Origin of the sequence: Dokdonella sp. (assembly GCF_036518555.1) — a bacterium.
Lineage (GTDB): Bacteria > Pseudomonadota > Gammaproteobacteria > Xanthomonadales > Rhodanobacteraceae > Dokdonella_A.
Genome location: NZ_DATDMY010000210.1, coordinates 20,066 through 34,503, shown reverse-complemented (window position 1 = coordinate 34,503; position 14,438 = coordinate 20,066). Strand labels below are relative to the sequence as shown.

Genomic DNA, 14,438 nt, shown 5'->3' with positions numbered 1-14,438 from the left:
CATCAACAAGGTCATCCTGGTCGGCAACCTCGGTGCGGATCCCGAGACGCGCTACACGGCCAATGGCGGCGCGATCACCTCGATCCGCATCGCGACCTCGGAAAGCTGGAAGGACAAGCAGACCGGCGAGCAGCAGGAGCGTACCGAGTGGCACCGCGTGAAGTTCTTCGGCCGCCTCGCCGAGATCGCGGGCGAGTATCTCAAGAAGGGACGCCAGGTCTACGTCGAAGGGTCGCTGCGCACCGACAAGTACACCGACAAGGACGGCGTCGAGCGCTATTCGACCGACATCATCGCGAACGAGATGCAGATGCTCGGCGGCCCGGGCGGCGGTGGCGGTGAAGGCGGCGGGTACGGCGGTGGTGGCGGCGGCGGTGGCGGTGGCTATAGCCGCGATCGCGGCGGCGAGCGCTCCGCACCGTCGCGTGGTGCACCGCCTTCGGCGGCGCCGCGCCAGTCGGCGCCGCCGGCCGACAGCGGTTTCGAGGACGACGACATTCCGTTCTGACCAGCGCTCGGAGTTCACGCGTTCGCTGCTGCCTCGACCATGCCGGGTACGATTCGCGCGATTCGGGACCTGGCACGTCCATGCATGGCGCAGAGCACGGAGCGCCCTCCATCGTGAAGGTGGGGCGTGAGCGCCATGCGCGTGTCACAGGGGCCGCCAGATGGCCCCGCTGCGACATGGATCCTTTTGCCATCCGGATCGGGCAGACGCGGTCGTAGCCCATAGCGCTTGCGGAGCAGGGCATGCCTTTCAGTTGCGATGCCGGTCCTTCGCGACGCCGGCCTCGGGGCCGGCGCCCAAGGCTTCGACCGGGCTGCATGGCATCGCCGCAACCCCGGCCCGCGTCCGGTGGACCGCCGTCGAATTCCTCAGCATCAGTCGGGACTGGGTGCAGCGCGAGGACGGACGCAGCCGATCGATCCGCGCGGAAGTCACTCGAAGCCCGAGTGGAAGACCAACTCGAGAACGGCTTCATAGGCGCCCAGGTCGCGCGGGCCGTGGACATTGGGAATCGTTGCCTGGTCGACATCGCGCGGATACCCGTCGAGATCGACACCCCCTGCCGGCGGTGCGTAGTCGACGCCCGGCGAAGCGGCGCTCAGCCGCGCAAACGCGTCGCTGTAGCGCGGTTGCGCGACGAGGATGTCGTCATCGGCCGATGCGCCGATGCGGTTCGCCGCGAGCACGCGGTTGAAATGCGTCGTGGATGCCGTGCCTTCGACCGTGGCGAGGACTTGGGGCTGGTCGATGATGCTGTTCGTCGCCTGCAGGAGGGCGGCGTCGATGCCCACGAAGCTGAAGCCGAATCCACCCACGTTGCGCAACACGGTGGAGTTCCACACGTCGACGATTCCCTGGTTCAGTGACTCGAACAGGTCGTCGCGAACGCTGTTGGCTGCCACGACCGAATCGGTGAGGGTGATCGCCGATGCCGCGGCTCCGGTGCCGAGGTTGGTGGAGAGGATCGACGAAGCGATGTTGTCGGCGATCCACAGCCGATCCAGCACGATGCGCCCACCGTCGATCGCGGCGACCAGCGGGGCGTTGCTTGCCGATGAGTTCTCCGACAGCGAGCCGCATTTCCGGTCCGGAAGCCGGCCACCACCGCAGTACCGGCCGTGCATCTCGAGAGACGCGCCGCTTCCCTCCAGATGAATCGGCCTCCCCTGGTTGTGACGGATCGAGACACCGCCGACGTCCACGCCATAGCCGACGTCGGACGAGGGCGCGCGGATGAAGATCGCGCCGCGCGTATTGGAGGAGATTTCGAGCGGGCGATCCGGATCGGGCGAGTCGATCAGGGTCCGCCTGAACCCGGAGAATGGAAACGTGGCTTCGATCCAGAGACCATAGCCTCCGTTCAGGGCCGTGACGGGACCGCCCCCGCGAATTTCCGCTTCCGCCGGCGAATGGATCTCGATCCCATGGCCGCCGTTTTCCGTGATGGATGTGGAACCCGAGATCTTGAGCAGCGCCTTGTCGTAGGCGTTGATGCCGCTGCCTTCGTTTGAATGGATGCCGACGCTGCCGCTCAGGTTCAGGCGCGAGCGAACGCTTGCGTTGCCTCCGCCGCTGTAGTGCATGCGAACGCCGTCCGCGCGATTGTCGACGACGAGCATGCCGGATTCTTCGCTGCCGTAGAGGCTGACCGTCGCGGGCCCGTCGAGCTCGAGTCCCTGGGATCCGCCGGAAAGATGCAGGCCGGTGATCGACACGTCCGCGGCATCGCCTCCGAGATGGATCACGGGAGCGGTCGTCGATGCGCCACGGATGCGCGTGTAGCGGCCGGAGCGCACGGGTTCCGTGCAACTTCGATAGCCGCCTCGGATCTCCAGGCGTAGCCCCGGCTTCAGGTTGCCGACATGCACGTTCTCGCGATACTCGCCCGACGGCGCGTCGTCGGTGACGATGATGACGTTGTAGCCGTCGAGCGTGTTCGCGTGGTCGATCGCGCTTTGGAGCGTGTACTTGGTGCACACGCCGGGGGTCTTCCCGACGAGGATCGCGCCGGCATCGGCGTTGGACGCCACGAGAATCGTCGCGAGCGGGATGGCGGCGAAAAGAAGGCAGCGGGAGGCCGCTGCACGGATACGCAGGTTCGGGCTCGTCATCACAATGGCCGTTGCTCGAAGGACGTCGCGGAAGGCCGCCTGGAGCGGCCATCGAACGAGCGGATGAACGTCGGGGACGGGGCACAGCGCCATGTGAGCCCCGCCGACGCGGCTCGCTGGCGTCTCGAGCGCCCGGTAGCCTGCTTGGCGCCCTGGATGGCTGTACTCATCGGGGCCGGGGGAAGTCGAAGCTGTCGGCGAAGATGCGCCCGATCTCGGTGAGCTGAAGTTCGAAGGCGCCGATGTCGCGGGGGCCAAGGACATCGACGCGGTCCAGCGTGTCGATGTCCCGCGGGTTGCCGGCGAAGTCGAAACCGCCACCGGCAGGAGCCGAGTCGACGCCGGGCGAGTCCGGATCGAGTCGCCCGAGGTCGTCCCAGTAGACGGGCGCATCGACGATGACGCGATCGCCCGTCGATGTGCCGGCTGAATTGCGCGCGAGCACGTTCGTGAAATGCGTGGTCGACGCGTCGCCCTCGATGCCGGCCAATGCCTGCGGCTGGTCGAGGATGGAATTGGTGATCTGCAATAGCCCCGGGTCGATGCCGACGACGCTCGTCTGGAAGGGCCCCGCGTTGGCGAACACGGTGGTATCCCAGATGTCGACGATGCCGTCGCGCAGCGACTCGAACAGGTTGTCGCGCACTGTGTTGCGCGTGACGACGGAATCCGTGAGCGTGATGGACGCAGAGCTCGTGGCCGCGCCGAGATTGGTCGAGAGGATCGAACTGGCTGTGTTGTAGGCGAACAGGGTCCGATGCACGTCGATGCGCGCACCGGTGAACGCCGAAACCAGTGGATTGCCCGGGCGACCGTTGCCGACGATGCGGTTGCAGCCGTGCGCTTCATCCACGACTGGACACGCGACATTCGCGGCATCGGGAAACTCGCACAGCGGTCCGTTCATCTCGACGAACACGGACGGCCCGTCCGCATGGATCGCGCGGCCGTTGTTGCCGCCGAGTACGACGTTACGTGCGCACAGGCGATAAGGCTCCGGCGTCCCTACACGGATCGCGCCGAGTCCGTTGTCGGAGATCGTCAGCGGATTGGTGGGGTCGGTCGAATAAAGCACCGCGTTGCCGGTGGGATTTCCTCCCCAGACCTTGACGTGCAGGCCGAGCTCGCCGTTGTGCGAAAGCACCGGCCCCGATGCCGCGATCTCGATCGCGTTCGCGCCTTCGACCGCCTGGATGCCATCGATCCCGTTGCCACGGATCTCGTTACCGTCGCCGTAGATTGCGAAGGTCGCTCCGCGTCCGACCCACACGCCGATACCCTCGTTGCCGGTGACCTTCACGTTGCCGAGGAACTCCGTTCGCCCGCCACGGAGAACGATGCCGTAACCATTGTTGCTGACGACGGTGTCCTGGAGCCTCAGAATGCCTCCGCTGCCGAAAAACCGGATGCCTTCGCCGGCGATGTTGTTGATCGTGACATTCTGGAGCCGGAGCTCCCCTCCACTCGCGTCGTTCCAGCCGAGCCCCCAGCTGCCCTCGATCCACAGGCCGCGCAAGGTGAGGTCGGCACGGCCGTGTTGCTCGAGTGCGTAGGCGTCGCCCCCATAGATGCTTGCCTTGCCGAAGGCCGTCGGCTGGAGATCACGGCAGTTGTCGAAGCCGCCTGCGATCTCGACGGAGACGCCCGAAGGCACGCTCGAAACGTCGACGTTCTCGCGGTACACCCCGTCCGGGACGTCGTCGGTCAGGATGATGAGGCTGAATCCGGGCAGGCGATAGGCACGATCGATCGCCTTCTGCAGCGTCGGTTCGGTACACGACGGACCACGCCCGACGACGATGGCGCCGGCGTGCGCGTGCCCACAAGCCCCAGCGCCGATCAGCGCGAGCGACCACAGCATGCGGTAGCGGCTGCCCAAGCGGTTCAGTCGTGTCCCGCGCTGCTGCTGAATCGGATTCGGAGGTATGGATGCCATGGAAGTTCTCCGGAGCATGCGCGCACGCGGCATGGAGCGCAGCGACGTGTCGCGTATCAACAAACGTCGAATTCGACGATTCGACGCCATTTGGCCAGAAAGCGGTTCTACGAGAACACGCAGTCGTACGTGGACCCGCTGCGCCTCGGTGCTCTCCTACTTGCGCGCAGGGCATCCAGTCGCTGCATTCGCTCGGCAGTGGCGGGCATTCGCGCCGACCGCGCCATCGGTACGCTGCGCTCCAGCAAGGAATTGCGACTGGGCGCGCATGCGAAGTCCAGGATGCAGGACGATAGGAAGATCGGGCGCGCGCGATTGGCGTCGGTCGATTGCTGGCGGACGTGGGCATGCGAATTTAGGCCGCCGCGCCTCGGCGATCGATCCCGTCGACGCATTTTGGCGCTGTCTGGATCGACGCGGCGTTTCTACCGACGTCGAAACTTAGATCGAGACTTCCCATGCTCCATACCCCATTAAATAGACTCCCGCGACGAGCCTTTGCGAGTCGAGCAATCGCGCTGCTCCTAGCCGTGACCTCCTGTGGCGTCAGTTCCGTCGCCGACGCGTTCGTCTACACGGTCGGCCAAAGCGGGCTGAGCGGAAACTGCAGCTTTCCGACCGTACAACAAGCGCTCGACGCCGCAGCTCGCACGGCCGAGGACGACGAGATCTGGATCACGCGCGATACCAATGCGGGGATCTATCAGCATCAGGCACTCGTTGCGAATAATCCGTCCCTGATCGGTTCCGGCGGTCCCGGCCGTTTGACGATCCTCGGGGGGCTGGATGATTGCTTCGACATCGTCCCCGAAGGCGTGACCGAGCTGCATGGCAACGACGGCATCTTGGCATCAGTGCTGTTCATCCGCGGCCACGACGTGATCGTGGATCGCCTCCGCCTTACGCGTGGGGACGCCACGACGAGTTCGGTTCCGACGGGAGGCGGCATTTACTATCAGGGCGCTGGACAACTCGAAATTCGCAACTCCGTCATCGACAACAACGATGCGCGTCGCGGCGGCGGCCTTGCGGTCGAGGCGCTTGGAGGCGACGCCCGCGTGAAGCTCATGAGCACGCTGATTAGCGGGAATCGTGCTACCTCCGTTGGCGGCGGAATTCTCCTGTTATCGACCGGGGGCGAAGCCGAGCTTATCGGCTTCGACAACGTCGGCATCAACCAGAATTTTGCCGCTGAGAGTGGTGGCGGCGTGGCACTGGGAGCGAACTCGAGCCTTTTTCTCGGCAACGCGAATCTGCAGGTCGATCTCAACAGCACGCTGGGCGACGGCGGTGCGATCTTCGCGGTCCCTCCCGTGCTGATCGAGATCGCTGGAAGTCCGGTCGCCGGAACCGACGGCACCTTTACGCGAAACGAGGCCGAGAACGGCGGTGCCATCGCGATCGGGGACGACCCCGGCCTGCGCAACGGCGTTGGCGTAGCGAATGTTCGCCTCACGAGCAACTATCCGGGGCGTCCCCAATCGTTCGCGTTCAACCGGGCGCACGCTCGTGGCGGAGTACTGGCCATCAACGGTGCGCCCGCGATGGCTTGCAGCTGGAATATCGCAATCTGGGGCAATTCGGCTGACAGCAAGGGATCGATCGCCGCGTTGAGCGGAGCGGATGCGTCATACCGTCACGAGCCGACGTGCGATGACCGCCCTGCTTGCCCTGGCGCTTGCAACCTGATCCAGGCGAATACGGAACCTGGCGGGCAACCGGTCGGCGGATCACTGTATTCAGTGGAGAACGGCGCCACGTTGGGTCTCAGCCATGCGCGCCTGGTGCAGAATACTGCCGCGTACCTTTTTCGCGAGATTCAGGCCGTAGGCGCCGCCGGACCCAGCGTCTATATCGCCGACGTGCTGTTGGCGTGGAACACAGGGGAATCGATCTTGACGCAAGGAGGTGACGAGTCGTTCTTCCAGATGCAATCGACGACGGTTGCGGGCAATGCGCTCAGCGGTACCGCATTCGTCAACACGGGATGGTTCTTCGCCTCTGATTCCATCCTTGATGATGCGGACAATCCGATGTTCTCCCTCGATCCCCTCGCTTCGGACCGTCAAGAACTCCATCGGGTGTTGCACAACAGCACTTATCAGGGCGAGAGCGACGTGATCTGGCGCGGTGCGCCGACCTACATCAATGCCCCGGCCATGGACTATCGCTTGACCTCCGCGTCGCTGGGTATCGACGTCTCGCCGGATGATCCCGATACGAACACGGACGCTTTCGGACGCAGCCGCACGGTCGACATCGAGTGGCGCCCGGACCGATTCGGCCGCCGGGATCTGGGCGCGATCGAGACGCAAGAAGACGAAGATGACCGGTCCGACGCAATCTTCATCGCCGGTTTCGAGGCGTTCTGAACCGTAGGAGCGGTTTGTCGCGATGGAACTGCGCGGTACTCGACACCCAGTGCGGATGGACGTATGACGACCTCGAATGCCCCGGAACGTGGCACGCAGCCTGGTTCGCTGTTGGGCTGTCGTCCAGCGTCATCGGCCCCATGCGAACGACCCGGGGCCGATGCCGAGCCCGACGAAGTGGACGTATTGTCGGGCGGAATGACGCGAATGCGATCGATGTGCGTCGGCGGCGAAAGGCGATGTTGTCGTTAGCGCCGTCGAACGAAGACCGCGCCCGCGCCGCGCGCCGTCTTCCCTGTTGGCGCCGCCGCGGCGGATTCGTCGTTTCCTGTGCCACGATCCTGTGGAGCAGCAAAGAAATGACCAGCAACCGAAGCATAGGCGTTTGCGTCCGCAAGCGCGCGGCGCCGTGGCGTGGACTTGCGACGCTCGCGGTCGCGTGCCTCGCGTTGTCGTCGATTCCCGATGCCGACGCATTCGTCTACACCGTCGGGCGCAGCGGCACGAGCAACAACTGCAGTTTCCCGACGATCCAGGCCGCGCTCGATGCGGCCGCGGCGACGAGCGAGGCCGACGAGATCTGGATCACGCGCGATGTCGCCGACGGGTTCTACCGCCAGCAGGCCCTCGTCGCGAATCGCGTCGTCGACCCCGATGTCCATGATCCGGGCCCGTTGAAGATCGTCGGCGGTTTCGACGACTGCTGGGACATAACCCCGAGCGGACTCGTCGAGCTGGACGGCAACGGGGGCTCGAAGGCGCCCGTGCTCACGATCGTCGGGCACGACGTGACGATCGAAGGGGTCCGTTTCACGCGCGGCGACGCCACGCTGAATCCGGACTCCTACGGCGGTGGCATCGCCTACGTCGGCGCGGGTCTTCTGAGCATCCGCGGCTCGGTCATCGACAACAACGACGCGGGCCTCGGTGCCGGCATCGCCGTGTTCGCGCGCGGCGGCGATGCGCGCCTGCACGTACAGGACTCGCGTATCGAAGACAACCGCGCCGGCGCCGTCGGCGGCGCCATCCTGCTGCAGTCCGATACCGGGATCGCTTCGCTCACGGTCGCCGGCGGGACGCGTATCAACCGCAATTTCGCCGGCGAAGGCGGCGGCGCGATCGCGATGGGCGGGCACTCGTCATTGGCGATGGTCGACGAACTGGGTGGCATCCAGGTGGATGCGAACGGCACGCTCGGCGACGGCGGCGCCATCCTCGCCGTCCCACCGGTTTCGATCCTGCTCAGGACGATCCCCCTCGCGGGCTCGGCCGGCACGTTCACCGGTAACGAGGCCGAGTTCGGCGGGGTGATCGCCATTGGCGATCATCCCCGTCTGGGCAGTGCACAGGGCGACGCGTCGGTGCGCATCCTCAGCTGGTTCGAGCACCCGCAGGTGTTCGCTTTCAACCGTGCGCATGCACGCGGCGGCGTGATCTCGGTCTCGAATCCGACCGGCGCCGCGACGATCGATGTCTGCAGCTGGAACGCCGGTTTCGAGTTCAACGATGCCGAAGCGGCCGGTTCGATCGCGTTCGTGCGCGGCGCCAATACCGCGTTCCGCAACGAAGCGACCTGTGGCAACGTGCCCGCGGCCTGTCCCGATGCACAGTGCAATCGCGTCTTCGGCAACGTATCGACGTTCGACGACGGCCGCCCCGCGAATGGATCGCTGTTCGAGTCGGAAGACGGCGCCCGCGTCAAGCTCCAGGGCATGCGCGTGCTGCAAAACGGCGTTCGCGACCTGTTCCGCCTGCAGCGCCGCCCGGGCACGCCGATGTCGTCGATCGTCGGCACCGACCTGCTCGTCGCGCAGAATGCGGCCAGGTCGGTCGCCCAGCAGTGCCAGCTCGATTGCGAGATCTCGCTGCGCAACATCACGATCGTCGGCAACGTGTTGAGCGGCGCCATCATCGGCAACGAGAGCGGAACGTCCTCGCTGGCCGATGCGATCGTCGACCAGCCCGGAGCGGCTTTCTTCAGCATCGATGCGCCGTCGGCCGGCGCGATCGCATTGACGCGCGTCCTGCACGATACGTCGTATTCCGGCAGCGGCCCGACGCTCTGGGTGGGACAGCCGAGTTTCATCGACGCGGCGACGGGCGACTATCGGCTCGCGTCCCACTCGCTGGGCGTGGATTGGGCGCCACCGGACGGCCCGACGGGTCAGGACGCCTACGGACGGGAGCGCGACGTCGATCTGCCCTGGCGTGCCGACCTGTTCGGCGTGCGCGATCTCGGTGCCCTGGAAACGCAGCTCGACGACGTCGAGGTGCTGTTCGTCGACGGATTCGACCCGCGATAGGCAGCTCACGGTAACTCGACGAAGATCCGGCGTGCGACGAGCAAGCGGCCACGTACGGCATGGCGCTCGCGGTGCGCGTCGCCGGCATGTCGTGCGAACCGCGCGGAGGGACCCGTGAAGCCCGATCACCTGACGTTGCTCGTGACATCGCTCGAGCGATCGATGCCGTACTACGGCACGTTGCTGCCGGCGCTCGGCTTCGCGAGGTCGAAGCCGCACGTCTGGTCGAGCGCGGATGGTTTCCACTTGCAGATTCTTGAAGCGCGCGCGGGCACGCGACCGTACGAGCGCTACGGCGCCGGGATGAATCACCTCGGGTTCAGTGCATCGACGCCGGAGGAGGTGCATGCGTTGCGTGCGACGCTTTCCATGGCGGGCTTCGCGGTCGCCGACGTGCAGGACATCGACGGTGCAATCGCGTTCTTCGCAAAGGATCCGGACGGCATCCGGTTCGAGTTGACCTACACGCCGCCCGGAGCGTCGGTCGTCGATTGACGCGCTGTCGCGTTCGCCTGCGGCGAGATACGAGCTGCAGTGGCGCCGGCGACCGCGAGGCATGAGCCTCGCGGTCCTCGGCCAGGACGCTTCAGGGACCTGACAGGCCGTCGAATCCGGACAGGAACAGGCTGTCGTTGTTCAAACGGATGATGCGCGTGCGGTAGTAGATCGGCATCCAGGGGTCTTGCGGATCTTCGCGAAAGCCGGCGCTGCCGACGACGATGGGGCGATTGTCCTGCAAGGCGAGCGTGTAGACGTCCGCGAGCATCTGGGTCGGTTCGGGGACAGGCCCGACCGGGCCATTGGCGTAGTCGAGATCCGCCTTTCCCTCGGCCGTGAGGCGTCCCGTGACCATTCTCGGTGCCTGGTTCGTCACCCGGTCCCGGATCAGCGCGCCGTACACGATGCGTCCGTCTTGCTGGACGACGAGTCCGCGCGGCGCCTGCAGGTCGTATCCGTCCGCGACGGACAACGGGCGGAACCCCGGCGATTCGGGGCTGCCGAACGCGTCGCGCCGCGTACCGTCCGCTGCGAAACGCGCGATGACCGGGCGCACGGAATTGCTCGTGTCTTCCCTGAATTCGGCAGCAATCACGATATCGCCGTCCGGCGCGATCGCAATGTCGTCAATCACGTTGACCGGCGAGTTCGTCCATTCGGGCACGAAGCGCAGCCAGCCATCATCGGCGAAGGACGTATCGAGCTTGCCGTCATGGAGGCGTGCGAGCGAGAACGCGACCGTGGTGGCATCGCGCACCTGGTAGCCGCCCACCACGACGTCGTCACCGGGCACCACGGCCACGGCGTACGCGCCGCCCTCGTGGTCGACGACGGTTCCGTCATCGCCGCGTTCCACCAGGTCGAACACGCCGTCCTCGTCGAAGGAGACGTCGAGCGCCCCGGATGATCCGAGGATGCGCGCGACGACCGCGCGAAACGCCGGAACGCCGTTGCGGCCCTCCCCAACGAGCACCAGGCGGCCCTGCGAATCCATCGCGGCATCCAGCACCGAGAAGGGCAGGCGCACGATGCCGCCGGTTCCGAAGCCGGGATCGAGATTGCCGTGAGCGTCGATCTTCAGCACGAATCCGCCAAATGACGCCATGTCGATCGCTGCGTCGAAGATTCCCGCGACGATCGCGCCGCCGTCGGCGAGCGGAATGACGGCACGCGCTTCTTCCATGTGCGCGTTCAATTGCAGGTCGTCGAAGACGACCACGCCGGGGCGCGCGACGTCGCCGCCGAAGGTCGTATCGAGCGACCCGTCGGCGAGCAGCTTCGCGACGACGACGCGATCGAGCATGGGGAAGCCGCCGCCCGGCGTGCCGCGATCCTCGAATCCGCCGAGCAGGATGCTGCCGTCGGCGCCGACCGCCGCGGCGTTCATCGTGAACGCTTTCGCGTCCGTGGCCGGGAGGAGTTCTTGCTGTCCGCCGTCGGCGAACGTCGCATCGATGAGGCCGTCCTGGGCGCTCGCGTTCGCGCAGGCGAATGCGATCGACACGGCCAATGCATGTCTGGTTCGAATCATGGTGGTCCTGTTCAGGGCTTTCGCAAGGGCGAGTCGCAACGCCTTGCGGTGCGTGGAGGGGTGCCCGGGGGCAGCGGCCGCAGCGCGGCCGCCGCCCCCGGGCGATACATCAGAACTTCACGGTGATGCGGCCCCAGTAGTAGCGGCCCATGAGATCGAAGTCGCTCGGATCCGTGTTCGCGTTCAGCGTGTTGTTCGCGTACAGGAGCGGTGGCTGCTTGTCGCCGACGTTGTTCACGCCGACGTCGACGCGCGTGTTGAGCGAATCGAGGTTGTAGCCGAACTGGATGTCGTGATACGTCGTCGCACCGTAGTCGCGGTAGGCGCCGACGAGGTAGGGAACATCACCCGAACCCCACGGATGCGTATCCTGTGACGGCGAAGCCGAGCCCATGCGGAAGCGATGGATGTAGCGCATCGACCACGACGCATCGAATGGCCCCATCTGCCAGCCCACATGGCTTTGCGCGCGCCAGCGCGGGAACAGGCACACGCCGCCGCCTGCACCGGGACACGCCGCTGCCTGCGCCGAGCCGTAGTTCATGAAATGGCCGGCGTAGTGATACGTCGTGTTGCCGGCGAGCCCGGGCGACGTCTGCAGGTCGTACTTCTGGAGGTACGTCGCATTCAGGCCGACGTTGAAGCGACCGAACGAGAACTCGGGAAGGCGATAGTTCATCGCGAGATCGACACCTTCGACATCCACCCGCCCGAGGTTGCCGGTCGGCTCGTTGATCGTCTGGATCTGGCCCTGGCTCGCGCCGCTCTGGTAACGATGGATAAGTCCGCAGTAGGCGCTTTGCCCCGCATAGCAGAGATCGATGACGCTCTGCGCCCGCACCGTCGTGATGTTGTTGTTGAGGTAGAGGCGCCATACGTCGGCGCTGACGGACATGCCTTCCAGCCAATGCGGGTCGTAGACGATGCCGAAATCGAAGGACTTGCCCCTCTCCGGCCCGATCGGGAACCCGGCGAATGCGGCGCCCGACACGATGCCGTTGAGCTGCGAGCCCGTCGACACGGATTCGTTCTGGAACGGGCCCGTGGTCGGCACGCCCGCGCATACGGGTAGGCCGGCGTTCGGGTTCGCACCGGTGCCCGCGTAGTCGCAGGGATCACGACTGATTCGCGGCGCATCGCTCGCGGCGCCGGCGAAGATGTTGGAGACGGTCGGCGCCCGGAACACCTTGGATGCAGTGCCGCGCAGGAGCAGGTCTTCGATCGGACGCCACTCGAGCGCGAACTTCGTGTTGTTCGTGCTACCGAAGCTCGAGTACTTCGACCAGCGGTCGCCGATGGTGATGTTCAACGCGTGCAGGAACGGCAGGTCCTTCACGATCGGCACGAACAGCTCGGCGTACGCTTCCTTCACGTTGTATCCACCCTGCAGCGCGGATGCGCACTGGCTGCCGAGCGTGCAGTTGCCGTTGAAGTCGACGATGAGGCCGGTGTCGACATTCGAGTGCGTGTAGTCGCTCCGGTAGTTGTAGCCGACAGCGAGTTGCATCGTGCCCGCCGGCAATTCGAACAAGCCGCCATTGAGATCGATGCGCTTGACCATTTCCTTGGTCATGAAGCTGTTGACGCCTGGCGCGGCGGCCGCCCTCAGGGCGGCGACGCTGTTGGGGTGCTGCAGGTTGAACGGGTCGAACGCCATGCAGCCGTCAATCGGCGCTTCGGGAGTGCCGCATCGCACGGTGCCGGTGACGGGATCGTAGAACGAAGGACCTGTTCCCTGATTGAGGATGCTTAGATTCGGCAGGCCGTACGTGGTCGTGCTGACGTGTACATGGCCGTAGTCGATGCCGAGTTCCCAGTTCCATTGCTGGTCGTTCCACGCCGCGAACGAACCGCGGAAGCCCGTCGACAACTGGTCGTTCGCGGTTCCGTTCTCTGCTCGTCGGTTGCCCAGCGACTCGAGGCGTGCGCGGAAGAGGTCGCCGCTGGCAGGCGAGAAGTCGATGCCGAACGGATTGTAGTAACTGTCCGCCGAGATCACGGCGCCATAGCGTGCACCGTAGACGGACGGAGCCAGCTGGAATGCCGCCGAGGTCTTGTTGTGCAGCACGTTGAGATAGGCTTCGACGCCATCGGTGAGCTTGTAGTTGCCATTGAGGAACAGGCCGGTGCGTTCCTGCGGAGTCATCACGAGGTTGACCGTCGCGTAGTTGTACAGGTCGCTCGGCCCGTTCGCGTCCGGCGAGTTCCTGTAGCAATGGTAGTCACTGCCGACGTTCCTGCCGTCCGCGCCCGGGTTGCGCGCGATGCGGCCGGTCGCGCAGTTGGGGAACAGGTCCGCGAACTCGGTCGGGATCTTGATCCAGCCATACGGTGACGCAGGCGAGCCGCCGATGAAGGTGCTGATCGGGCTGCTCGTCGAGCCGAGTCGCGACACCGAGTTCTTCGAAAATTCGCGGTGCGCCGATTCCACGCCGTCGATCTTCTTGTAGTTGACGCCGGCCATGATCGAGCCCTTGTCGGAGCTCTGGCCGAACGTGAAGGAGTAACCCTTCGACGTACCGTCGTCATGGTCGGAGATGCCGTAGTCGGCGGTGAACTCCGCACCCTGGTAGTCGCTGCGCAGGATGAAGTTGACGACGCCCGCGATCGCGTCCGAGCCGTACACCGACGATGCGCCGTCGGTCAGGACTTCGATGCGCTCGATCATGTTCGCCGGGATCGCATTCGGGTCGCCCGACAGGTAACGGTGGCCATTGATCAGCACCAACGTGCGCGGCGAACCGAGGCCACGAAGACCGATGCTCGAGAAGCCGCTGCCGCCGGAGTTGTTGACCTGCGGGTTGGTGTTCGGGCCGGTCACGGCCGGGAGCTGCTGGACGAGGTCGCCGAGGGTCAACTTGCCGGTCTTCGCGATCGCGGCGCGATCGATGGTGACGACCGGGTTGGAGGTCTCGATGTCGACGCGACGGATGTTCGAACCCGTCACCGTGATCGTTTCCAGCTTCTGGCTGCCGGCCTCGTCCTGCGCCTGCACCACTCCGCCGAGCGCCGCGAGCGTAGCGGCCGATAGCGCACGCAGGGGCATGGTTCGAAGGATCGCGCGGGCGCCCTGCGCGTGAGATGTTTCGACTGTCATGTTTCGACCTCTCTGTTGGACATCGGGGTTGATGCGGCCGACTGCCGAAGCGCGGCCGCGTGTTCGCTCGGCTGGTGCCGAG

8 protein-coding genes are annotated in these 14,438 nt (G+C 65.6%); 4 read left to right on the top strand and 4 right to left on the bottom strand.

What is annotated here, in order from left to right; genetic code table 11:
* Position 1 precedes the first annotated feature (1 nt).
* Positions 2-508 (top strand): single-stranded DNA-binding protein, encoded by a 507-nt coding sequence (gene ssb / locus VI238_RS11855; protein WP_331651581.1) that lies wholly within the window; start codon positions 2-4, stop codon positions 506-508.
* Between the two features lie 431 nt (positions 509-939).
* Here ssb and VI238_RS11850 read toward each other — a convergent pair whose 3' ends face one another.
* Together VI238_RS11850 and VI238_RS11845 are read right to left on the bottom strand one after the other, a co-directional pair.
* Complete coding sequence (locus VI238_RS11850; protein ID WP_331651579.1) at positions 940-2,712, bottom strand: hypothetical protein; 1,773 nt, start codon at positions 2,710-2,712, stop codon at positions 940-942.
* 73 nt (positions 2,713-2,785) lie between these two features.
* Positions 2,786-4,555, bottom strand: coding sequence for a right-handed parallel beta-helix repeat-containing protein (locus VI238_RS11845; protein WP_331651577.1), 1,770 nt, complete (start codon positions 4,553-4,555; stop codon positions 2,786-2,788).
* 458 nt (positions 4,556-5,013) lie between these two features.
* Between VI238_RS11845 and VI238_RS11840 the strand changes: the two genes are divergently transcribed.
* The 3 genes from VI238_RS11840 to VI238_RS11830 all read left to right on the top strand — a co-directional run bounded on the left by VI238_RS11840 (position 5,014) and on the right by VI238_RS11830 (position 9,725).
* Positions 5,014-6,927: a hypothetical protein gene (locus VI238_RS11840; protein ID WP_331651575.1), complete on the top strand. Its 1,914-nt coding sequence runs from the start codon at positions 5,014-5,016 to the stop codon at positions 6,925-6,927.
* A 359-nt stretch (positions 6,928-7,286) separates the two neighbouring features.
* Positions 7,287-9,230 carry a hypothetical protein gene (locus VI238_RS11835; RefSeq protein ID WP_331651573.1) on the top strand — a complete coding sequence of 648 codons (1,944 nt, stop codon included), beginning with the start codon at positions 7,287-7,289 and terminating at the stop codon, positions 9,228-9,230.
* A gap of 114 nt (positions 9,231-9,344) precedes the next feature.
* On the top strand, positions 9,345-9,725 hold the full coding sequence (locus tag VI238_RS11830; protein WP_331651571.1) for a VOC family protein: 381 nt from the start codon (positions 9,345-9,347) through the stop codon (positions 9,723-9,725).
* Positions 9,726-9,816: 91 nt separating this feature from the next.
* Here VI238_RS11830 and VI238_RS11825 read toward each other — a convergent pair whose 3' ends face one another.
* Positions 9,817-11,115: a hypothetical protein gene (locus VI238_RS11825; protein ID WP_331651583.1), complete on the bottom strand. Its 1,299-nt coding sequence runs from the start codon at positions 11,113-11,115 to the stop codon at positions 9,817-9,819.
* 253 nt (positions 11,116-11,368) lie between these two features.
* On the bottom strand, positions 11,369-14,305 hold the full coding sequence (locus VI238_RS11820; protein WP_331651569.1) for a TonB-dependent receptor plug domain-containing protein: 2,937 nt from the start codon (positions 14,303-14,305) through the stop codon (positions 11,369-11,371).
* Between the last annotated feature and the right edge of the window lie 133 nt (positions 14,306-14,438).

Coding starts and splice junctions, on each gene's coding strand:
- VI238_RS11845 (WP_331651577.1), bottom strand. CDS start 4,555: ATGGCATCCATACCTCCGAATCCGATTCAGCAGCAGCGCGGGACACGA.
- VI238_RS11820 (WP_331651569.1), bottom strand. CDS start 14,305: ATGCCCCTGCGTGCGCTATCGGCCGCTACGCTCGCGGCGCTCGGCGGA.
- VI238_RS11850 (WP_331651579.1), bottom strand. CDS start 2,712: ATGGCGCTGTGCCCCGTCCCCGACGTTCATCCGCTCGTTCGATGGCCG.
- VI238_RS11835 (WP_331651573.1), top strand. CDS start 7,287: ATGACCAGCAACCGAAGCATAGGCGTTTGCGTCCGCAAGCGCGCGGCG.
- VI238_RS11840 (WP_331651575.1), top strand. CDS start 5,014: ATGCTCCATACCCCATTAAATAGACTCCCGCGACGAGCCTTTGCGAGT.
- VI238_RS11825 (WP_331651583.1), bottom strand. CDS start 11,115: ATGAACGCCGCGGCGGTCGGCGCCGACGGCAGCATCCTGCTCGGCGGA.